At 70.8% G+C, this 21,404-nt stretch carries 22 protein-coding genes; 10 read left to right on the plus strand and 12 right to left on the minus strand.

All coding sequences use genetic code 11. The features are described from left to right. Positions 1 to 29 precede the first annotated feature (29 nt). Genes AVP41_RS09485 through AVP41_RS09495 form a run of 3 tightly spaced genes read right to left on the minus strand, consistent with a single transcriptional unit; the run spans position 30 to position 2,655 of the window. Positions 30 to 854, minus strand: a complete 825-nt coding sequence (locus tag AVP41_RS09485) for an ABC transporter permease (protein ID WP_067163698.1) — start codon at positions 852 to 854, stop codon at positions 30 to 32. After that, positions 851 to 1,717: an ABC transporter permease gene (locus tag AVP41_RS09490; protein WP_067163700.1), complete on the minus strand. Its 867-nt coding sequence runs from the start codon at positions 1,715 to 1,717 to the stop codon at positions 851 to 853. Before AVP41_RS09490 ends, AVP41_RS09485 begins: the two co-directional genes overlap by 4 nt. Next, positions 1,714 to 2,655, minus strand: a complete 942-nt coding sequence (locus tag AVP41_RS09495) for an ABC transporter ATP-binding protein (RefSeq protein WP_067163702.1) — start codon at positions 2,653 to 2,655, stop codon at positions 1,714 to 1,716. The genes AVP41_RS09490 and AVP41_RS09495 overlap by 4 nt, the downstream gene beginning before the upstream one ends. 158 nt (positions 2,656 to 2,813) lie before the next feature. Between AVP41_RS09495 and AVP41_RS09500 the strand changes: the two genes are divergently transcribed. Continuing rightward, positions 2,814 to 4,712 (plus strand): ABC transporter ATP-binding protein, encoded by a 1,899-nt coding sequence (locus tag AVP41_RS09500; RefSeq protein WP_067163704.1) that lies wholly within the window; start codon positions 2,814 to 2,816, stop codon positions 4,710 to 4,712. 107 nt (positions 4,713 to 4,819) lie between these two features. On the opposite strand, the gene AVP41_RS09505 is transcribed toward AVP41_RS09500, so the two are convergent. The 6 genes from AVP41_RS09505 to AVP41_RS09530 form a co-directional block, all read right to left on the minus strand. After that, positions 4,820 to 5,017, minus strand: a complete 198-nt coding sequence (locus AVP41_RS09505; protein WP_067163708.1) for a CsbD family protein — start codon at positions 5,015 to 5,017, stop codon at positions 4,820 to 4,822. 68 nt (positions 5,018 to 5,085) lie between these two features. Continuing rightward, positions 5,086 to 5,652, minus strand: a complete 567-nt coding sequence (locus tag AVP41_RS09510) for a hypothetical protein (protein WP_067163710.1) — start codon at positions 5,650 to 5,652, stop codon at positions 5,086 to 5,088. Beyond that, positions 5,649 to 6,209, minus strand: coding sequence for a hypothetical protein (locus AVP41_RS09515; protein ID WP_067163711.1), 561 nt, complete (start codon positions 6,207 to 6,209; stop codon positions 5,649 to 5,651). The genes AVP41_RS09510 and AVP41_RS09515 overlap by 4 nt, the downstream gene beginning before the upstream one ends. Continuing rightward, a complete protein-coding gene (locus tag AVP41_RS09520) occupies positions 6,206 to 6,532 on the minus strand; it encodes a hypothetical protein (RefSeq protein WP_067163714.1) in 327 nt (108 codons plus the stop codon). Before AVP41_RS09520 ends, AVP41_RS09515 begins: the two co-directional genes overlap by 4 nt. Before the next feature lie 2 nt (positions 6,533 to 6,534). Continuing rightward, entirely contained in the window at positions 6,535 to 6,723 is a 189-nt protein-coding gene (locus AVP41_RS09525) for a DUF2273 domain-containing protein (protein ID WP_067163716.1), read from the minus strand. Then, complete coding sequence (locus AVP41_RS09530) at positions 6,720 to 7,145, minus strand: Asp23/Gls24 family envelope stress response protein (protein ID WP_067163718.1); 426 nt, start codon at positions 7,143 to 7,145, stop codon at positions 6,720 to 6,722. The genes AVP41_RS09525 and AVP41_RS09530 overlap by 4 nt, the downstream gene beginning before the upstream one ends. 187 nt (positions 7,146 to 7,332) lie before the next feature. Between AVP41_RS09530 and AVP41_RS09535 the strand changes: the two genes are divergently transcribed. Genes AVP41_RS09535 through AVP41_RS09545 form a run of 3 tightly spaced genes read left to right on the plus strand, consistent with a single transcriptional unit; the run spans position 7,333 to position 8,752 of the window. Beyond that, entirely contained in the window at positions 7,333 to 7,896 is a 564-nt protein-coding gene (locus tag AVP41_RS09535; protein WP_067163720.1) for an RNA polymerase sigma factor, read from the plus strand. After that, positions 7,893 to 8,456, plus strand: coding sequence for a hypothetical protein (locus AVP41_RS09540; RefSeq protein ID WP_067163722.1), 564 nt, complete (start codon positions 7,893 to 7,895; stop codon positions 8,454 to 8,456). The genes AVP41_RS09535 and AVP41_RS09540 overlap by 4 nt, the downstream gene beginning before the upstream one ends. Then, a complete protein-coding gene (locus AVP41_RS09545; protein WP_067163724.1) occupies positions 8,453 to 8,752 on the plus strand; it encodes a hypothetical protein in 300 nt (99 codons plus the stop codon). The genes AVP41_RS09540 and AVP41_RS09545 overlap by 4 nt, the downstream gene beginning before the upstream one ends. A 6-nt stretch (positions 8,753 to 8,758) precedes the next feature. On the opposite strand, the gene AVP41_RS09550 is transcribed toward AVP41_RS09545, so the two are convergent. Beyond that, on the minus strand, positions 8,759 to 10,684 hold the full coding sequence (locus AVP41_RS09550) for a phosphoenolpyruvate carboxykinase (GTP) (protein ID WP_082829145.1): 1,926 nt from the start codon (positions 10,682 to 10,684) through the stop codon (positions 8,759 to 8,761). Between the two features lie 118 nt (positions 10,685 to 10,802). Here AVP41_RS09550 and AVP41_RS09555 point away from each other — a divergent pair, with 118 nt between their 5' ends. From AVP41_RS09555 to efeB, 4 genes are all read left to right on the plus strand, one after another. Next, the gene (locus tag AVP41_RS09555; RefSeq protein ID WP_067163726.1) at positions 10,803 to 12,245 is read left to right on the plus strand and encodes an XRE family transcriptional regulator; all 1,443 of its coding nucleotides are present in this window, start codon (positions 10,803 to 10,805) and stop codon (positions 12,243 to 12,245) included. Positions 12,246 to 12,555: 310 nt separating this feature from the next. Continuing rightward, a complete protein-coding gene (gene efeU / locus AVP41_RS09560) occupies positions 12,556 to 13,509 on the plus strand; it encodes an iron uptake transporter permease EfeU (protein WP_067163729.1) in 954 nt (317 codons plus the stop codon). Further along, entirely contained in the window at positions 13,506 to 14,744 is a 1,239-nt protein-coding gene (efeO, locus tag AVP41_RS09565; RefSeq protein WP_067163731.1) for an iron uptake system protein EfeO, read from the plus strand. The genes efeU and efeO overlap by 4 nt, the downstream gene beginning before the upstream one ends. A gap of 10 nt (positions 14,745 to 14,754) precedes the next feature. Next, the gene (gene efeB / locus AVP41_RS09570; protein WP_067163733.1) at positions 14,755 to 16,119 is read left to right on the plus strand and encodes an iron uptake transporter deferrochelatase/peroxidase subunit; all 1,365 of its coding nucleotides are present in this window, start codon (positions 14,755 to 14,757) and stop codon (positions 16,117 to 16,119) included. Between the two features lie 33 nt (positions 16,120 to 16,152). Here efeB and AVP41_RS09575 read toward each other — a convergent pair whose 3' ends face one another. Next, positions 16,153 to 17,217 carry a winged helix DNA-binding domain-containing protein gene (locus AVP41_RS09575; protein WP_067163736.1) on the minus strand — a complete coding sequence of 355 codons (1,065 nt, stop codon included), beginning with the start codon at positions 17,215 to 17,217 and terminating at the stop codon, positions 16,153 to 16,155. A 184-nt stretch (positions 17,218 to 17,401) separates the two neighbouring features. Between AVP41_RS09575 and AVP41_RS09580 the strand changes: the two genes are divergently transcribed. Further along, positions 17,402 to 19,069 (plus strand): thiamine pyrophosphate-binding protein, encoded by a 1,668-nt coding sequence (locus AVP41_RS09580; protein WP_067163738.1) that lies wholly within the window; start codon positions 17,402 to 17,404, stop codon positions 19,067 to 19,069. A 139-nt stretch (positions 19,070 to 19,208) separates the two neighbouring features. Further along, a complete protein-coding gene (locus AVP41_RS16825) occupies positions 19,209 to 19,469 on the plus strand; it encodes a hypothetical protein (RefSeq protein ID WP_082829146.1) in 261 nt (86 codons plus the stop codon). Between the two features lie 50 nt (positions 19,470 to 19,519). On the opposite strand, the gene AVP41_RS09585 is transcribed toward AVP41_RS16825, so the two are convergent. Beyond that, positions 19,520 to 21,400 carry an FAD-dependent monooxygenase gene (locus AVP41_RS09585; RefSeq protein ID WP_067163740.1) on the minus strand — a complete coding sequence of 627 codons (1,881 nt, stop codon included), beginning with the start codon at positions 21,398 to 21,400 and terminating at the stop codon, positions 19,520 to 19,522. Between the last annotated feature and the right edge of the window lie 4 nt (positions 21,401 to 21,404).

Consider the following 21,404-nt stretch of genomic DNA (forward strand, 5'->3'; position numbering starts at 1 on the left):
GTGCGGTCGGCACGGCCGCACGGACCCGCTCAGTCGAGGAACAGCGCGCGCAGCCGCTTGGTGGTGAAAACGAGCCCCACCGCGATCATCACGACGTAGTACAGCACGTGCCAGAGCATGCCGACGTGGAGCACTCCCGTCGTCAGGCCCCGGATGAGTTCCACCCCATGCCACAGCGGCAGCGCCATGACGATCTGCTGCACCCAGCCCGGGTAGACGGTGATGGGGTAGAACGTCGCCGAGAAGAGGAACATCGGCAACAGCACGAAGTTGATCCAGTCCATGTGCTGGAAGGTCTTCATGTAGCTCGTGACCGCCATGCCGAGACTCGCGAACCCGAACGCGATGAGGAGCACCGCGGGGATCGCGAGCACCGCCGTCCACGCGAGATTGAGCCCCAGCACCTGCATGATGATCATGAACCCGGTGGCGTACAGGAGCCCGCGCAGTAGTGCGTAGAGGATCTCGCCGAGCGCCACATCGAGCGGACCGAGCGAGGTCGAGAGCATCCCCTCGTAGAGCTTGCCGTAGTTGAGCTTGAAGAAGACGTTCCAGGTGGAGTCGTAGATCGCACCGTTCATGGCCGAGACAGCCAGGAGCGCCGGAGCGATGAACGCCGCGTAGCTCACGTCGACGCCCTGCGAGGTCTGCACATCGCCGATGAGCTTGCCGAGGCCGATGCCCATCGACGCGAGGTAGAACACGGGCTCGAAGAACCCCGACAGCACGACCGCCCAGCTCGACGAGCGCGCGGCGATCAGCCCGCGCTGCACGACGGCGCCCGGGTTGCCCGCCCACAGCGCGCGGACCCCGCCGCGGCGGGTGGAGGTGTCGACGGACGCGACGGTGGTCATTTCGCGAGCCTCTCGGTGAACAGGCGGCGTCCCCACAGGTATCCGGCCAGTGACAGCACGACCAGGTAGACGACGTGGACCGCGATCATCTCGGGAGGAACCGCCGCGTGATAGGTCGCGACACGGCCGAGCTCGGCACCGTGCCAGAGCGGGGAGATCCAGCCGATCCACTGCAGCCACACCGGCAGTGAATCGAGGGGGTAGAACGTTCCCGAGAACAGGAACATCGGCATGAAGATGAAGCGCTGGACGAGAGCGAATTGCCCCTTGTCGTCTTCGATGGACGCGGCGTATGCCATCAGCGGAATGCCGAACGCGAGTCCTGCCACGACGCCGATGGGTATCGCCAGCCATCCCGTCTCGGGATGGGGGACCGTCTCGAGCCCGACAACGCCGAGCAGCCAGATGAAGAGGTAGTACGCCCCGACGGCCACGGTCATCCGCGCGCCGGCACCGAGGATGACGCCGTTCGCGATCTGCGGGCTCGCCAGCGGTGAGGCGTTGAATCCGTAGAAGTAACGACGCCACTTGAAGCCGGCCATCACGGGATAGGTCATCTCTTCCGAGGCCACCGAGATCGCCGCGGTCACCAGGAGTGCGGGGGCCACGAACACCAGGTAATCCACCGCGACGCCGCGGTCGACGACGGGCACCTGGATGAGCGCCGCGAGCCCCGCGGCGAGCCCCAGCAGGTAGAGGATCGGCTGGCCGAGCGCGCCGACGATGATCGTCCATCCGTACGCGCGCATCGCGCGCACCATGTGCTCGGTGACGTACCAGCTGCCGCGGCGGCGGGGCCTCCGCCCCCACGCGATCGCCTCCGCGCGCAGTTCGTCGAGACTCGGGTGAAGGGAGGTCGTCATTCGATCAGCGACCTTCCGGTGAGGCGGAGGAAGACGTCCTCCAGGCTGGAGCGGCGGACCAGGCTCGTGATCGGCTGCAGCCCCTCGGCAGCGACTCGCTCCAACGCCGCCTCGCCGTCGTGCGCGTAGATGAGCACCCGGTCGGGGAGCACTTCGACACGATCACCGATGCCCTGGAGCTGTGCGGCGGCCTGCGCATTGCGCTCGGAGCCGAAACGAACCTCCAGCACCTCGCGACTGGAGTGCTCGCGGATGAGCGAGGCCGGTGTGCCCTCGGCCATGATGCGCCCCTTGTCGACGACGATGAGCCGGTCGCACAGCTGCTCCGCTTCGTCCATGTAGTGCGTGGTGAGGACGAGCGTCGTGCCGCGCTCCTTGAGGCGGAAGAGGCGGTCCCACAGCACATGCCGCGCCTGGGGGTCGAGGCCGGTGGTGGGCTCGTCGAGGAGCAGGATGCGCGGGTCGTTGATGAGGCCGCGCGCGATCGTGAGGCGTCGCTTCATGCCCCCGGAGAGCTGGTCGACCTTGTTCTTGGCCTTGTCCTCGAGCTGGGCGAACGCCAGCAGCTCGTCGGCCTTCTCGTGGCACACCTTTCCCGGGAGCCCGAAATAGCGGCCGTAGATGTAGAGGTTCTCGCGCGCATTCAGCTCGCCGTCGAGGTTGTCCTGCTGGGGCACGACGCCCAGCCGGGAACGGATCTCGGGACCGTAGCGATCGGGGTCGAGACCGAGGATCTCGAGCGAGCCGGCGGTGCGGGTAGAGACCGCTCCGATCATCTTCATCGTCGTGGACTTGCCCGCACCGTTGGGACCGAGGAGCCCGAAGGACTCGCCCGGTGCCACCTCGAAGCTGAGCCCATCGACGGCGACGAAGTCGGGCTTGCCCTTGACCCTGTAGGTCTTGCGGAGATTCTGGGCGGAGATCACGGCGTCAGGCACCGGACCACACTATCCGGCGGTTCCGACACGGCCGACCACGGCGGGAGGCGGCGCCGACCACCTCGGCGTCCCGCGGCGGCCGCGCAGACGTCGGACGGGGGAAGATAGGAGAAGGCAGCGTCGCCGGATGATCCACCTCTCCACCCGAGGAGCTCCCCATGTCCACCCCACGCCGCGGCCTGCGCCGCGCTTCCACGGACGACGGACCGCGCGCCAGCCTCCGCCAACTCCTCCCCTTCCTCCTGGAGCATCGCGGTGTTCTCGTCGCGGTCGCGATCCTCAGCGTGATCGGGGCGGCCCTGACGCTCGCGCAACCGGTGCTGGTCGGCCGGGTGATCGACCTGGTCCAGGCGAATCAGCCCCTGGGCGCCCTGGTCTGGGCGATCGTCGGGCTCGTCGTGGTGGCCTCGCTCGTGTCGGGGTATCAGCACTACCTGTTGCAGCGGACGGGTACCGCCGTGGTGTACTCGAGCCGGCGCCGCCTCATCTCCCGCATCCTGCACCTGCCGATCAGTGAGTTCGACGCTCGGCGCACGGGCGACCTCGTCTCACGCGTGGGCACCGACACCACGCTGCTGTACGCGGTGCTGACCCAAGGACTGGCCGACGCGGTCGGCAACTCGCTGATCTTCGCGGGCGCGATCGTCGCGATGGCCGTCATCGACCCCGTGCTGCTCGGCGCCATCGCCGTGGTGCTCGCCGTCGCCATCACCGGCGTCGTGCTCCTGAGCGGACGCATCCGTGTCGCCACGCGCCTGCAGCAGGAGAAGGTGGGAGTGCTCGCCTCGGGGGTGGAGCGTGCCGTCGGGGCCATCCGCACCATCCGCGCCGCCGGTGCGACCGAGCGGGAGACGGCCGCCGTCAGCGCGCAGGCCAGCGATGTGTACGACGTCGGCGTGCGGATCGCGAAGGTCTCGGCCCTCGTCGTGCCGATCGCCGGCGTCGCCCTCCAGGCGTCGCTGCTCGTCGTGCTCGGATTCGGGGGCTTCCGGGTGGCGGCGGGCGCGATCACGATCGCGCAGCTCGTCGCCTTCGTGATGTTCCTGTTCCTGCTCATCGGACCGCTCGGATCGTTCTTGGGCGCCATCACGTCGGTGAACCAGGCGCTGGGTGCGCTGGGCCGCATCCAGGAGGTGCTCGACCTGCCGACCGAGTGCGAGGGCGACGAGCGCCTCGCCGTCGCTACCGCCACCGAGAGCGATGCCGCCTCACCGGCCGCGGCGATCGAGTTCCGCGACGTGCACTTCCGCTACCCCGAGGCCGTCGTGGCCGCCCGCCGGCGCGCGGAGGTCGACGCGCACCGCACCCTCACCGACGCCGGCATGGGCACGTCGGTGCAGGCGCCGGCCTCCGCCGAGGCGATCCCCTCGGAGTCCACGGAGGTGCTGCGGGGCGTGTCCTTCGCCGTTCCCCGCGGCGCCAGGGTGGCCCTGGTGGGGCCGTCGGGGGCGGGGAAGTCGACGACCCTCGCCCTCATCGAGCGCTTCTACGATCCGACCTCCGGCCAGATCCTCCTCGACGGCGTCGACGTGCGCACGATCGACCGCGACCGCCTGCGCGCACAGTTGGGCTACGTCGAGCAGGACGCACCGACCCTGGCGGGAACCCTCGCCGAGAACCTGCGACTGGCCTCTCCCCGGGCGACCGACGAGGAATGCGAGCGGGTGCTCCGCGCCGTCAACCTCGACCACGTGCTCGACCGTCACCCCCTGGGCCTCGACTCGCCGGTCGGTGAGGCAGGCGTCATGCTCTCCGGCGGCGAACGCCAGCGCCTCGCGATCGCCCGGGCGCTCCTGGCCGCGCCTCCCATCCTTCTGCTCGACGAATCGACCTCGTCGCTCGACGGCCGCAACGAGCAGCGCATGCGGGAGGCGATCGACGCGGTGTCGGAAGGACGCACGCTCATCGTGATCGCTCACCGGCTGTCGACGGTCGTCGACAGCGACCTGATCGTCGTCCTCGACGGCGGCGAGGTGATCGGACAGGGGACGCACGAGGAGCTGGTGCGCACCGTTCCGCTCTACCGCGAGCTCGCCGCTCACCAGCTCCTCGTCTGACGCGAGGTCCCAGCGGGGGGTGCACGCCACCGGCGGAGACGACGAAGGGGCCCGTCCCGCAGGACGGACCCCTTCTCGCGGCACCGAGGGCGCAGCGTGCGTGGCGATCACTTGCCGCCGAGCGCGTCCTTGGCGTCCTTCGCGGCGTCCTTGACGTCGGCGGCCGCGTCCTTGGCGTGAGCCTTGACCTGATCCGCCTTGCCCTCGGCGACGAGCTTGTCGTTGTCGGTGAGGTTCCCCACCGCCTCCTTCGCCTTTCCGGCGAGGTTCTCGGCGGTGTTCTTGATGTCGTCAGCAAAGCCCATGATGAGCTCCTTTCCTTGTCGTTGTCGGTTTCGGTGGTTCCCCGCCCCAGGGCGGGGAAGTCGGTGGGTCAGGTCACGCGGCGTGCGCGGGCCAGCGCACTCCGCACACCCGTGGTGAGGTGGAGGACGAGGGGTACGCGCGTGCCGAGCGTCGCGTCGAGAGCCGCCACGGCCGCGGTCAGCCGTTCGAGCGTCGAGGGGAGGTCGGCGCGAGGCCGCACCTGCACGCGGACGTGCAGGACGCGAGTCGCGCCTCGGCGACCGCGCCGGTGGACGGTCGCCGACACGGCGGCCACCTCGGGAGCGGCGGCCAGCTCCCCCTGCAGGAGGTCCCGCACGATCGTGCCGTCGACGATCACGTCCTCATCGTCGATGATCACCGGCTCATGGCGGCGGATCCGCGTGAGGATCCAGATCACGGCGAGAAGGGAGAGCACGGTCAGGACGGCGACGCCGATCCAGATCCCCCGTGCGCCGGTGAGGCCGAGCCGGTCCAGGCCCTCGGCGAGCAGGGAGAGCCCGGGCAGCGGCTGTCCGGTGACAGCGGGCCAGCCGGCCAGCGCGGCGAGCGCGAACAGCACCACGCCGACGAGCCCCAGCACGAGGCGGTTCATCGTCCGATTGGCATCGCTCATGACAGCCGTCCTCCCTCTTCGACCCGCACTCGCACCGCCACCGGCGGCGTCAGCCTCACGGGGGCGAGCGCGTCGTTCTCGGCGCGGGCGATCTCCGTCGCCGCAACGGGAAAGCCGGTGGCGGGCGTGATCCTCACCTCGGCATGGCGACGCGAGACGCGGGTGGCGACGTGGGAGGCACCGACCGACGCCCGCCGCGCGGCACCGCGAGAGAGCGTGCCGGCGACGATCGCATCGTCCACGACGAGGGGAGCGCGCTCGGACGTGATGACGCGGCGGCCGGTGCGCCCCGGAGCCAGGGCGCCCCACAGACAGAGGACCCCAGCGACCGCGGCGACGATCGCCACGACAAGGCCCACGGTCCCCCCGCCGGTGATCTGCGCCCAGAGCTCCGGGAGCGACACCCACAGCGCGGGCGCACCGAGCCCGGCACGCACGGCTTCGACGATCACGAGAACCGCCACGACAACGACGGGGGCGAGAGTGAGGGAGACCCAGACGCTGCGACTGCGGTGCGCCATCCGGCGGGCCATTCGACGTTCCGGCGTCGTGCTCATGATGCTCTCCTCTCGGTGTCGACGACATGGGTCAGATGGATGCGGACGCGGGCGACATCGGCGCCGGTGAGGGCGTTCAGTCGCTCGGCGACGAGGCGTCGGGCCCGTACGGCCGCGGCGACGACACCTCGGCCGGCGGGGTCGGCTCGCCGCGGATCGATGCCCGAGGACACGTCGGCGCGAAGGCGCCCCTGCTCGTCGCGGACGGTCGCCTTCGGATCTCGCGGCGGCACCCCGAGCGCGTCGGCGGCGACGGCCGCGGCGATGCGCTCGTAGGCACGCGCCGTGATGGTGACGCGTCCCGCGATCTCTGTGGCGTCCATGGTCATCCCACGCGCCGCCCGCGAGCGGCGTCGACGGCGGCCCGGAGATCGAGCGTGCCCGACAGGACCCCGCCGACGAGGGCGCCGACAAGTCCGAGCACCGCCACCAGGAGCATGCCCCAGAACCCGAAGGCGAGCGCCGCGAAGGCCAGCGCCACCCCCGCCAGGGCGCCCCACGCGACCGGGGTCACTGGACGCGCTCCTCGACCGCGTCGTCGTCGCCCGGGATGTGGACGTCGACGACGGTGACGTTGATCTCGGCGACTTCCATGCCGGCCAGCTGCGTGATCGCGTCGGCGACGGCGGCGCGGACGTCGGAGGCGACGCGCTGGAGCTGCTCGGGGTACTCGGCGACGATCGTGATGTCGGCGGCGACCTGCGTCTCCCCGACCTCGACGTGGACGCCCTGTCCCAGATCCTTCGCACCGACGGCCTCGCGGATGCTGCCGATGACGCGTGCGGCGCCACCGCCGAGGGCGTGGACTCCGGGAACCGAGGACGCGGCGATGCCGGCGATCTTCGCGATCACGGGATCGACGATGACGGTCTTGCCTCCGCCGGTGACGGTCTCGGTGACGGAGGTGGTCGCGGTGGAGGGGGTGGTGCCTGCCATGATGATGTCCTTTCGTCATGCCCCGCATCGGGGCTCTCACGGGTATGACGGGTGCCGCCGCGGATTCGTCACGGTCGTCTTGCTGGCAGTTCGCTGAGTGCGCACCGGCTCCCCCGCGACGGGCGGCGTCCGGATGTGAGATCGTCGAGGGGAGCCGCGGGCGGGGGCGGCGCAGAACAGGAGCGGCGTGGACCGACGCGGGGGAACGGACCGGCTCGACGCGGTCGAGGACGGGATCCTCGCTCGTCGCGCAGCCGACGGCGACGAGCGAGCGTTCACCGTCCTGGTGCGCCGGCACAGCGGCTACCTCATCGCCTTCGCCACACGCCTCCTCGGCTCCCGGGCCGATGCCGACGACTGCGTGCAGGAGTCGCTGATCGTCGCGTGGCGGCGCCTTCCCGAGCTGCGCGATCCCGACCGGGTGCGCGCGTGGTTCTCCACGATCGTCGCTCGCAAGGCCACCGATCGCCTGCGCGCGCGACCCCCGGTCGCCTCGCTCGACGACGTGGAGCCGGAAGCCACCTCGCCGCGGCCGGACGAAGCCGCCGTCGCCTCGTCGCAGCTCGATATGCTGCGCACCGTGCTGGACGAGCTGCCGGCCGACCAGCGGACCGCGTGGCTCCTTCGGGAGGTCAGCGGCTACAGCTACGACGAGATCGCCCGCGAGATCGGCGTCTCGGCCACCGTGGTGCGTGGCCGCCTGGCCCGAGCGCGGGCCACCGTCTTCGAGAGAATGCAGGAGTGGAGGTGAACGAGATGACAGAGCGCGGGATCGGCGAGTCCGGGTACACCCTGGAGCAGTTGGCCGAGTATCACGACCGCGGTCGCCAGCCCGTCATCCCGGCGATCGACGGCGACCCCCAATGCCGGGCGATCCTCGATTCGATGGACCGCCTGGGCGCCCTGTCGCGTGAGCTCGTCGAGAAGGATGCCGCCGTCGAGGTGTCGGAGTCGTGGCTGGAGCACATCATCGGCGAGGTCGCACGGGAATCGCGCGCCGGTCGCGACCTGCCGATCCAGGACGACGGTGAGGTCACGCTCGTGGTCACCGAGGGCGCCATCCGCGGTCTCGTCCGCGATGCCGGCGATGCGGTCGACGGGGTGCTGGTCGAGCGGGTGGAGGTGAGCGTGCTGGCGCCCGTCATCGACGTGGCGCTGTCGATCAGCGCGATGCACGGCACGCCCCTCCCGGGGGTCGCGGAGCGGGTACGGCGATCGGTGGCTGAGGCGATCGCCCGCAGCACCGTGTGGAGCGTCGGGCGGATCGACGTCACGATCGACTCGTTGCGGGTGCAGGAGGAGGGACGATGACGACGACTCCGGCTGAGCTGGCCGCTCTCGTGGACGCGGAGGTGCAGGCGATCGACGGTGTCGCGCAGCTGTACTACGCGGCTCCTCTCCCCACACGCCTGTGGCAGGCGGTCGCCCGCGACGAGACGTTCACGGCCATCACCCGCCGGGGCGATACGTGGGAGGCGGTCGTGAGCATCGGGGTCGCCGGCGACCGGGCCGACGAGGTCGCCCGCCGCGTCGCCGCGCGGGTGCGATCCCTCCTCGGCGAGGCGGCCCGCGTGACCGTGCGGGTCAGCCGCCTCGCCGTCGACTGAGGCCCTTCACGCCGTAGCCGCCGCGCGCGTCAGGCGGTAGCGGAGGGCTGCCAGCTCCGCCGAGAGCGCCGCCGGGATCCGGCCGTCGAAGCCCGCGAAGAACTCCTCGGTGAGATCGGCCTCCTGGAGCCACAGGCTCGGGTCGACCTCGAAGAGCGCATCGAGGTCGCTCGGGGCGATCTCGAGGCCGTCGAGGTCCAGGTCCTCGATGCGAGGCAGCCGGCCGATCGGGCTCTCCACGGCGCCGACCGCACCCTCCACGCGCCGGACGATCCATTCGATGACCCGCGAGTTGTCACCGAAGCCGGGCCACAGGAAGCGGCCGTCGGCACCTTTGCGGAACCAGTTGACCTGGAAGATACGGGGAGCGCGGTCGAAGCGCAGCGACTGCCCCACCGACAGCCAGTGCCCGAAGTAGTCCGCCATGTTGTACCCGCAGAAGGGCAGCATCGCGAACGGATCGCGACGCAGCTCCCCCACCGTCCCCTCGGCGGCCGCGGTGCGCTCGGAGGAGATGTTGGCTCCCAGGAATACGCCGTGGGCCCAGTCGGTGGCCTCCAGGACGAGCGGGACGTTGGTGGCGCGGCGCCCTCCGAACAGGATCGCGTCCAGGGGCACGCCCTCTGCGGCGTCCCAGTCGGGCGCGATCTGCGGGCACTGCCCCGCGCTCACGGTGAAGCGGGAGTTGGGGTGCGCGGCCGGACGACCCGACGCGGGAGTCCAGGGGTTTCCCTCCCAGTCGGTCAGCTCCGCGGGGACCTCGTCGGTCAGACCCTCCCACCACACGTCGCCGTCGGGGCGGAGGGCGACGTTGGTGAAGATCGTGTTGCCCCACAGCGTCTCGACGGCCGTGACGTTCGTCGACTCGCCGGTGCCGGGCGCGACGCCGAAGAACCCGGCCTCCGGGTTGATCGCCCACAGGCGCCCGTCTTCGCCGGGGCGGAGCCACGCGATGTCGTCGCCGAGCGTCTCCACCCGCCATCCGGGGATGGTGGGTCGCAGCATCGCCAGGTTCGTCTTGCCGCACGCGGACGGGAAGGCCGCCGCGAGGTGGAAGGCGCGCCCCTCGGGACTGATCACCCGGATGAGCAGCATGTGCTCGGCGAGCCAGCCCTCCTCCCGCCCGATGACCGAGGCGATGCGCAGGGCGAAGCACTTCTTGGCGAGGATGGCGTTGCCGCCGTATCCCGATCCGAACGACCACACCTCCAGGGTCTCGGGGAAGTGGACGATGTACTTCTCGTCGTTGCACGGCCACGCGACGTCTGCCTCGCCCGGGGCGAGCGGTGCGCCGACCGTGTGAATCGTCTTGACCCAGGGCTTCCCCGCGGCGATCTGCTCCAGCACCGGCGTGCCGACGCGCGTCATGATGCCGATGGAGGTGACGGCGTACGCGGAGTCGGTCACCTGGACCCCGATGTGGGAGAGCGGTCCGCCGACGGCCCCCATGGAGAACGGGACGACGTACATCGTGCGGCCGCGCATCGAGCCTTCGAACAGCGGCGTGATCGTGCGGCGGATCTCGTCGGGTGCCACCCAGTTGTTGGTGGGGCCGGCGTCCTCCTCACGCTCGGAGGCGATGAAGGTGCGCCCCTCGGTGCGCGCGACGTCGCTCGGGTGGGACCGCGCGAGGTAGGAGCCCGGGCGCCACTCCGGATTGAGCTTGATGAGCTTCCCCTCCTCCACCTGCTGGCGGAGGAGGGCGTCGTTCTCGGCACGCGAGCCGTCGACCCAGTGGATGCGCGCAGGCTGGGTGAGGCGAGCGATCTCGTCGACCCAGGCGGCGAGCTCGGCCAGCCCCTCGCCGGCGATCCGCTCGCCGGCGATTCCCTCCCCGGCGATTCGCGGGGCGGCACCGAAGGCACGCGTCGCGGGTGCGCTGGGCGCGCTGGGCGCGGCGACGGGGCGGGGGAAGATGTCCGCGAGGGCCATGTCGATCTCCTTCGATGAGCGTCCGGTTCGTTCCGTGCCTCCACCTTCCCTCTCATTTGCCGCCGCTTTCCGGGTCCGTGCGCGGCAAGAATCCTGATTCTTTCGCTATGCTCAAGGAATGTCCCCCACCGCGATCGAGCTGTCGACCCTGGGCCACCGCATCCGGCATCAGCGGGTCTCCCGCGGCTACACGCTGGACGAACTCGGCGCGATCGTGGGCGTGGCCGGGAGTCAGCTGAGCCTGATCGAGAACGGAAAGCGGGAACCGAAGCTCTCCCTCCTGCAGGCGATCGCCTCGGCCACGGGCACCGAGGTCACCGATCTGCTGTCGACCGAACCACCCAATCGGCGGGCCGCGCTGGAGCTGGAGCTCGATCGCGCGCAGGCCAGCCCGGTCTTCCGCCGCCTGGGGCTCCCGCCGCTCAAGGTGACGCGCACCATGAGCGATGAGACGCTCGAGTCGGTGCTCGCCCTCCACCGCGAGCTCCACCGACGGGAGCGCGAGGCGATCGCGACTCCGGAGGAGGCACGGCGCGCCAACACGGAGCTCCGCCTTCGCATGCGCGCCCGCGGCAACTACCTCCCCGACATCGAAAAGCTCGCCGAGAAGCAGTTGCGGGCCGCAGGGCACACCGCAGGGGCGCTCACGCACCGCACCGTGAGCATCATGGCCGAACAGCTCGGGTTCGAGCTCATCTACGCGAGCGATCTGCCCCACTCCGCCCGGTCGGTCACCGACCTCGAGAACGGACGCATCTACCTGCCACCCGCCTCGATCCCCGGCGGTCATGGCCTGCGCTCGATGGCCCTGCAGGCCATGGCGCATCGCCTGCTCGGCCACACTCCTCCCACCGACTACGCCGACTTCCTCCAGCAGCGCCTGGAGATCAACTACTACGCCGCCTGCTGCCTCATGCCGGAGACGGCCTCCGTGGCCTTCCTCACCCAGGCCAAGAAGGAGCGCGACCTCGCGGTCGAGGACTTCCGCGACGCGTTCGGGGTCACCCACGAAGCGGCGGGGATGCGGCTGACGAACCTCCTCACGGAGCACTTCGGCATCCGCCTCCACTTCTTGCGAGTCGATGGCACGGGGGCGATCAGTCGCGTGTACGAGAACGACGAGCTGCCCCTGCCCATGGACGTCACCGGGTCGGTGGAAGGCCAGATCGTCTGCCGGAAGTTCGCTGCGCGGTCGGCGTTCGGGGAGCAGAACCGCACGACCGAGCAGTACCAGTACACCGACACCCCCGCCGGCACGTTCTGGTGCTCCAGCCAGACCGGCAGCACCTCCGACGGCGAGTTCTCCATCACGGTGGGCGTTCCCTTCGATGACGCGCGCTGGTTCCGCGGCCGTGAGACCCAGAAGCGCGCCACCTCGACCTGCCCCGACGAGGCCTGTTGCCGTCGGCCCGACGCCGACCTCACCCAGCGCTGGGAGGGGAAGGCGTGGCCGAGCGCACGCGTACACATGCAGATGTTCTCGCCGCTCCCCCGCGGCGCCTTTCCCGGCGTCGACGATGGCGAGGTCTACGCCTTCCTCGACCGGCACGCGGGGCGCTGACCCCCACCGCCGCCGTCACCGCCGGGGAAGCCGCCGGGCACCGCCGGGGCCGCCGCCGAACCCGTCCCGCCGCCGTCGGTCGCCACCCACACCCCCGGCGCGCGAGCCAAAAGCAGGCGCAACCTCACCCCACCGCCGCCAACACCCCGTCCGGCCCGGCTCGGCCTGCTTTCGGAGCGCCCCGGTGTTGGAATCCGACGCGGACGGGGTGTACGCTCCCCGATGAGGTTCGCCTTACCTAAGTCTTCGACGAGGGCTGCGACGGGGCAGCGGGCACCGGCCTCGCTTCCCCGACATCCGAATCGATCCCGTGCTCGCCACATTCCTCATCGGCCTGCGAGAAGGCCTCGAAGCCGCGCTCGTCGTCGGCATCCTGATCGCCTACCTCACCCGCATCGGCCGCCGGGACGTGCTTCCCCGCCTGTGGGCCGGCATCGCTCTGGCCGTCGCGCTCGCTCTCGTGATCGGCGCAATCCTCACCTTCGGCGCGTACGCGCTCACCTTCGAGGCCCAGGAACTGATCGGCGGCCTCCTGTCGCTCCTGGCGGTCGGCATGGTGACGTGGATGATCTTCTGGATGCAGCGCACGGCGCGCACCCTCAAATCCAGCCTCGAAGGTGAGCTCGACCGGGCCCTCGCCACCGGCGGACTGTGGGGCATCGTGCTCATCGGGTTCGTCTCGGTGGCCCGCGAGGGCATCGAGACCACACTCCTGCTGTGGTCGATGGTGCGCTCGTTCGGCGATTCCCCCGAGGTGCTCACCGGAGCCCTCCTCGGTATCGCGGCGGCGGTCGTGCTGGGATGGCTGCTGGCGCGCGGCATGATCCGCATCGATCTCCGGCTGTTCTTCGCCTGGACCGGAGCGGTCCTCGTCATCGTCGCGGCGGGCGTGCTCGCCTACGCCTTCCACGATCTCCAGGAGGCGGGTGTGCTCCCGGGCCCCTTCTCGGCGGCCGCGACCATCGACCCCGCAACGGGTGCCGTCGGCGTCGGCCTGCCGGGCTTCCCCTTCGGCTGGGCGTTCGACGTGCGGGCGCAGATCCCCCCGACCGGAGCCCTGGCCGTCGTGCTCCAGGCGACCATCGGGTTCATGCCGCAGATGACCTGGCTGCAAGTGGCCGCGTGGACGCTCTACCTCGCCGTCGTCGGCACGTTCTTCGTTCGCGGTCTCCGCCGTCGCCCCCGCCGTTCCGCGGCGTCGGTCGAGACCACCTCCTCCCCTTCCGTCACCGAGACCTCCACCGCATCCCAAGGAGCATCATGATCCGCACCCGCACCGCGAAGACGTTCGGCGCCCTCGCCGCCGTCGGCGTCGCCTCGATCGCCCTCTCGGGCTGTGTCGCCAAGACCGATGTCGCCGCGAGCGACTCCCTCACCGTCACCTCGACCGATTCCTCCTGCGACGTGTCGGCGGCGAGCGCCACCAGCGGAACGGTCAGCTTCGAGGTCGCGAACGAGAGCTCCCAGGTGACCGAGTTCTACCTGCTCGCCTCCGACGGGCTGCGGATCGTCGGCGAGGTGGAGAACATCGCGCCGGGCGCCTCGCGCACCCTCACGGTCGTCGCACAGCCGGGCGACTACTTCACCCTGTGCAAGCCCGGGATGGTCGGAGAGGGAGTCGGCCGCACGGCGTTCTCGGTCTCCGGTGACGCCGTGGCCGCGACCGGCGACGACGCGGAGCAGAAGCAGAAGGCGGTCGACTTGTACGCCGCCTTCGTGAAAGACCAGGTCGAGCAGCTCGTCCCCGCCGTGGACGAACTCGTCGCGGCATACGAGAAGGGCGACGACCAGAAGGCTCGCAGCCTGTTCCCGCAGGTGCGCGCTTACTACGAGCGCATCGAGCCGGTGGCCGAATCGCTCGGCGACCTCGACCCGCGCATCGACTATCGCGAGGTCGACGCGGTCGCGGAGGGCCTGGACTGGACCGGCTTCCACCGGATCGAGAAGGATCTGTGGGTGCCGGCGAAAGACGCGCTCAACGCGGACGGAGAGACCTCCGCGTGGAAGGACTGGGCCCCCTCGACGACCGCGGAGCGCGCCTCCTTCGGTGACCAGCTCGTCGCCGATGTCGCCCAGCTCAATGACTACGTGCACTCGGCCGACTTCCAGTCGGCGCTGGACGCCCAAGGCGTGGCCGGCATCTCCAACGGCGCGATCGGCCTCCTCGACGAGGTGGCCACCGGCAAGATCACGGGCGAGGAGGACTGGTGGTCGGGCACCGACCTGTGGGACTTCGCCGCCAACGTCGAGGGGTCGAAGATGGCGTTCTCCCTCGTGAAGGACTTCGCCGCGGCGCAGGGCACCGAGGGCGCGGCGCTGGCCGACCAGATCGAGCAGGGATACGCCGACCTCGAGAAGGCGCTGGCTGCGCACGGCTCGCTCGCCGACGGCTTCATCGGCTACGGCGAGCTGACCCACGCGGACAAGCGGGAACTGACCGACCTGCTGAACGCACTCGCCGAGCCGCTCTCGAAGCTCACCTCGACGGTCCTCTCCTGACCCGCCGCGCATGACAAGCCCCTCCGACGCGACTCCCGAACCGCCGAGTGTCCACGACGCGCCGCATGACCCGGCGTCGTCTCCGCGCGTCGTGGACACTCGGCGGGAGGCGCCGGGGCTCAGCCGGCGCGGGCTGTTCGGGCTCGCCGCCGGAGTGGGGGCGGCGGGGCTCAGCGTGGGCGCCGGTGCGGGCGTGGCCGCGGGCGTGGCAGTGGGGCGGTCCCGAGAGAAGGAGGGCGCGGGGGCCGTGTACGCCTTCTCCGGCGAGCACCAGGCCGGCATCACGACGCCCGTCCAGGATCACCTCCACTTCGCCTCGTTCGACATGATGGCTCGCACCACGCGCGAGGACCTCGTCAGTCTGCTGCAGGACTGGACCTACGCGGCGGCCCGGATGACGCAAGGGCTCGACGTGAGCGCGACGGGAGCCGTCGGCGGATCTCCGGAGGCGCCTCCGGACGACACCGGCGAAGCGCTCGGACTCCCCGCATCCGGACTCACGATCACGTTCGGCTTCGGCCCCACGCTGTTCGTCACGGCCGACGGCGAGGACCGCTACGGCTTGTCCTCGCAGCGACCGGCCGCGCTCCAGAGGCTCCCCCGGTTCCTCGGCGACGATCTCGATCCCGGCGCATCGGGCGGTGACCTCTGCATCCAGGCGTGCGCGGACGATCCGCAGGTGGCCGTGCACGCGATCCGCAACCTCAGCCGGATCGCGTTCGGGCGCGCCCGGTTGCGGTGGTCGCAGCTGGGCTTCGGGAAGACCTCGAAGACCACCGCCGCTCAGGCAACGCCGCGCAACCTGTTCGGCTTCAAGGACGGCACGGCCAACATCCTCGCCGACGACACCGCGGCCCTCGCCGCGCACGTGTGGGTGGACGCGGCGGACGAGCCGGCGTGGCTGGCGGGTGGCTCCTACCTCGTCGCCCGGAAGATCGCCATGATCATCGAGACGTGGGACCGCGTGCGCCTGTCCGAGCAGGAGCGCATCGTCGGACGCGACAAGGCACACGGCGCGCCGCTGTCGGGCGGGCAGGAGGAGACCACCCCCGACTTCGCCGCGACGGACGCCGGCGGCGCGGCCCGGATCGACCCCCACTCGCATGTGCGCCTGGCGCACCCGGAGCTCAACGGCGGCACCCGCATCCTCCGTCGCGGCTACAACTTCGTCGACGGCAACACCGACCTCGGACGCCTCGACGCCGGCCTGTTCTTCCTCTCGTACCAGCGATCGCCGGAACAGTTCATCTCCCTCCAACGGGCGCTGTCGACCGATCTGATGAACGAGTACATCCGCCACGTCGGCTCGGGTATCTGGGCGATTCCGCGCGGAGCGAGGACCGGGTCGTTCGTCGGCGCCGAGCTGTTCGCCTGAGCGAGGGACGGAGGGCCGGACGCGAGGACCGGCTCACCCCGTGATGAACCGTCCGAAGCGCGCGAGCGCCCGCTCGACCTCGGCGGCGTCCGCGTCGCCGAAGAGCTCGGGGACGGGGGCGAGGTGGTGCTTGCCCACCGCCACCGAATGCGACCACACGCCCACGATCTCCCCATCGGCGACGAGGACGGGCTTCACGATGCCGTTCATGCTCGGTCCGATCCGTCGCGTGAACTCCGGTGCGCACGGCGTGGAGCGATCGAGGTAGGACAGGTAGTACTCCTCGAAGGGCGGCAGCGCGAGCACCGGAGGAACGCTGGTGGACGCCGGAGCCGCTTCGGCCGAGACGAACAGCCCGTCCTCCACCTCGACGACTCGGTCGCCCGCTCCCTCCCGCGCCCGCTGAGACACCCCCTTCGGCACCCCGGCCCACCACCCGAAATCACCGATCCCCGCCGGTCCGTGGCCGCGGATGTAGCGGACGAACAGCTCCGCGAGGGGGTCGGCGGGTCGCGCCCCATGGGGGATCCATTCCGCGGGCGCGACGACGTACTGGTCACGCGTCGGGCCGCCCTCACGCGGCACGACGGGGCCCAGCACGACGACCTCACGCAGCGCGAGCGCCGAGAAGATGTGGTTCCCGCGCATGCGCGACGGATCGATGCCCGCCCCCTCCAGCACCGCGGCGAACTCGGCACGGGTGATCCGGTTCCCTCCCGCGAGCGCCGCGCGCACCGCCGTCTCGGCCCGCACCAGCGTCTCGGCATCGATGCCCAGGCCGCGATGGTTCCCGGCGTACTGCCTCGCCTGGCGTTCGGCGGTCACCGACAGCATCCAGGAGAGATCGGCCGCGGGAACGATGTGCAGGGTGCCGCGCTGTGTCCACGATCGCACCAGCCCGCCGGGCTGAGCGAATGCGGCATCCACGTCGCGGAGGGTCGGGGTGCCCGCGGTGCGGGCGGCCACCGCCCATCGCCCACCCCAGAACTCCTGGGCCTGCGTCGCCGTCATGTGGGCCGCGGCGGCCGTGACCGACTCCGCGGGGGAACGAAGCCGGTGCGCCCGCAAGCGCTCGGCTCGCAACGCAGCGAGATCCATGACGCCATCCTGCCCGGGACCACCCCCACGCGGCGAGCCCCTCCGTGCGCCGCGCGATAGACTCCTGTGGTCCGGCGGTCCTCTCCGCCGGTGCTCGAAAAATGGGCACGCCGCAGCCCGGCGACGACGCCGGAGCAGCGAGACACATACGGCCTCACCTCCGTCTCGTTCTCGCAGGAGCAGCATGTCCACCGTTTCCGCGCACGTCGCGCAGACCCTCGCCCGCCACATCGACCACGTCTTCGGGGTGATGGGCAACGGCAACGCCCACTTCCTCGACGCGCTCGAACGCTCCACCGATGTCGCCTTCACCGCCGTGCGGCATGAGGCGGGAGGTGTCGTCGCCGCCGATGCCTACCACCGCGCGGGTGGGGGCCTGGCCGCGGCCACCGCCACCTACGGCGCCGGCTTCACCAACACGCTGACGGCCCTCGCCGAGGCCGTGCAGGCGCACGTCCCGCTCCTGCTCGTGGTCGGCGACGAGCCCACGTCAGGCCCCCGGCCGTGGGACGTGGACCAGATCGCTCTCGCCTCTGCCGTGGGAGCACGCACCTATACGGTCGGACGCGCGGATGCCGCCGCGACGACCGCCATCGCCGTCGAGCACGCGCTGTCCTACCGGGTGCCGACCGTGCTCGCCATTCCCTACGACGTGGCCCGGCTGGATGCTGGAGCGGTGCCTGAGGCGCCCGCACCGATCCTTCCGGGGCCGCTCGAACCCACCGCCTTCGCGCGGGCGGCCATCGCCGACCTCGCCGATACCCTCGCGCGTGCGCGTCGACCGCTTCTGCTGGCCGGGCGCGGCGCGTGGGTGTCGGGCGCCGGCGACGCGCTCGGACGACTGGCCGATGCGACCGGGGCCCTCACCGCGACCACGGCGCTCGGGCGCGGCATCTTCCCCCGCGCGGAGTTCGACCTGGGCGTCGCCGGCGGGTTCGGTGCGGAAGGGGCGATGGAGCTCGTCCGCGCCGCCGACGTGGCCGTGGTCTTCGGCGCGGGCCTCAACCCGTTCACCATGCGCTTCGGCGACCTGTTCGCGCCGGGCACACGCGTCGTGCAGGTCGACATCTCGCCCGCCGCCACGCACCCGCACGTCGGCGGTTTCATCCGTGGCGACGCGGCGATCGTGGCCGCCGCCCTCGCCGATGCGCTGGAGCCGTCGCAGCCCTCCGGGTGGCGCGAGTCTGTCGATCTTTCGGCTGCCCGAGCGCGACACCGCGGCGAGGCGCTCGCTCCCGACGGGCGGCTGGATCCTCGCGCGGTCGCGGCGCGGATCGGGGAGGCGCTGGAACGGCACCCGTCCACGCGCGACCGAGTGGTCGTCTCCGACGGCGGCCACTTCATCGGCTGGGCGAACATGTACTGGCCGGTGGCGGCGCCCGACCGGATGATGATGGTCGGCACCGCCTATCAGTCGATCGGACTCGGATTCCCTTCCGTTCCCGGGGCGGCGCTGGCCCGGCCGGAGTCGACGGTGGTGCTGACGACGGGCGACGGTGGCGGGCTGATGGCCCTCGCCGATCTCGAGTCGGCGGTGCGCGTCGCGGCCGGTCGCGGCCTCGCCGTCGTCTGGAACGACGCCGCGTACGGTGCCGAGGTCAACCTCTACGGCCTGCAAGGCTTGGCCCGGGAGCCGATGCTGATCCCGGAGGTCGACTTCGCGGGACTCGCGCGATCCGTGGGCGCCGAGGGCGTCGTGGTGCGCGCGCTCGACGATCTCCGCGCGCTGGACGACTGGGCGGCGCGGCCTGCGTCCGACCGACCGTTCCTGCTGCTGGACTGCCGTATCTCGGGCGAGGTCATCGCTCCGTACCAGCAGGAGATCATTCGGGTGAACACTCCCGGGCGGTGAGCGGCGCGGCGCGTCGATACGCTGCCTCCCGAGATGCCGGTTCCTCCCCGGCGTGACAGATCGCGGGGTTATCCACAAACCAAGTGTGACCTGGGCTTTCCTGGAGTCGAGCGTCGGGCCCCTCGCGAAGAATGGGGGCATGACGTCCCACGCCACCGTGCTGGTGCGGTCCTTCCCTGCGACCCCTGCCGCACTGCCGCACTGCCGGCGGCACCACACCCTGAAACACCACTCCGCGTGGCGGGTGAGGCAGACGGGAGCCGGAGTGATGCACTGGACCAGCCCCACCGGCCGGGTCTCCCCCGATCGGCCCGCGCGAACCCTGGCCTTCGTGACCGATGCCGGAACCGAGGACGTGAGCGATGCCACTCCCGAGCCGGACTCACCTCCGCCGTTCTGATGCGGAGCTCGAATCGCCGTGCCTGCTCGCGCATCCGGAGCCGCGCACGCTCAGTGGCCGGGAAGGAGCACCCCGTCGAAGAAACTGGCCAGCTCGGCATGCGCCGACAACGACAGCACTGCCGCGACGTACTGATCGGGGCGGACGACGACAACGGCGCCGTCGCGGGCGATAGCCCGTTCGTCGAAGATGTCGCGATCGTTCCACGCGCTCGCCCCCGCGGCGAACACCTTCTCCCAGTCCATCAGTCCGAGGGGACCGGTCCGTGGGCGGAACACCTCGGGGACGGCGCTCCACTCGACCTCGTCGAACGGCTGCGGGTACACGACCTTCACATCGAACAGGGCGTCCATGTCGTCGCCGGGGCGGGCATAGCGCTGCAGCGGCGAGTCATCGGACACCGACATCCACCGTGCCCACGCGTCCAGCGCCGGCGAGGCGCCGGAGTCGTCCCGATCCGCGAACGCGTAGATCCGCCATCGTCCGTCGGCCTTCGCGTAGTGACCGAGGTGGACGACGTTGCCGTCGGCGACCCGCGTGACCGGCACGCTCTGGAACCGCTTGCCGAGCGGGAACCCCGCGGCAAGACCCTGCTGCGCCGCCGAGCCGACGATCATCGAGGGGCCGTACTGCGTCATGAACCCCGAGGGGAACTCCGCGGTGGCGAGGTAGTAGGTGGCGAGATCCTCGGGATCGGTGATGTCCTCGGGCTTGCGCGCCATGAGCGACGACCACTCGCGATCGAAGTCGATCAACTGCTGGGCCACCGGCATGCGTTCGGCGCCATAGGTCGACAGGAGCGACGCGGGACTGCGGCCGGTGAGCACCGAGCCGAGCTTCCAGCCGAGGTTGAACCCATCCTGCATCGACACGTTCATCCCCTGCCCCGCCTTCGCACTGTGGGTGTGGCAGGCATCGCCGGTGAGGAACACGCGCGGCGTGCGGGCAGCGCCTTCCGGCACGTCGTCGAAACCGTCCGTGACACGATGACCGACCTCATAGACGCTGTGCCACGCCACCTGTCTCACATCGAGCGTGTACGGGTGGAGGATCTCGTTGGCGCGCCGGATGATCTCCTCGATCGGCGTCTGCCGCACACGGTGATCATCGTCCTCCGCCACGGCCCCCAGGTCGATGTACATGCGGCTGAGGTAGCCGCCCTCACGGGGGATGTGGAGGATGTTCCCCGCTTGGGCGTTGATCGCGCACTTGATGCGCCAGTCGGGGAAGTCCGTGTTGACCAGCACATCCATGACACCCCACGCATGCTGAGAGATGTCGCCCACATGACGGCGGCCGATCGCCTCGCGGACCGCGCTGCGCGCACCGTCGCAACCGACGACGTACTTCGCAGACACCGTGCGCTCCCCGGCCGCGGAGCGCAGGCGTACCTCGACGGGATGATCACCCTCGTCTCTCACCGTGAGCCCGAGGAACTCGACGCCGTAGTCGGGCTCGATGCGCCCCGGGCCGTGAGCGGCCGCCTCGGCGAAGTAGTCGAGCACCCTGGCCTGATTGACGATCAGGTGCGGAAACTCGCTGATCCGATATCCGTAGTCCTCGGTGCGGGAACGCCGCACGATGCGACTCGGGTCGTCGGGATCGGGACCCCAGAAGTTCATCCAGCCGATGTTGTACGCCTCGGCGGTAATCCGCTCGGCGAACCCGAAGGCCTGGAAGGTCTCGACGCTCCGCGGCTGGATGCCATCGGCCTGGCCCAGCACGAGCCGGCCGTCTCGCCGCTCGATGATCCGCGTCACGACCGACGGGTACTGCGCCATCTGCGCCGCCAAGAGCATCCCGGCGGGTCCGGAGCCGACGATGAGCACGTCGATCTCCTCGGGGATCTCCCGCGGACGCTCCACGCCGGATCCGCGCGCGGGCTGCACGCGCGGATCTCCGGAGACGTAGCCGTGGTGGTGGAACTGCATCGTC

This window comes from Microbacterium sp. TNHR37B, assembly GCF_001620065.1.
In the GTDB taxonomy this organism is placed as follows: Bacteria; Actinomycetota; Actinomycetes; order Actinomycetales; family Microbacteriaceae; genus Microbacterium.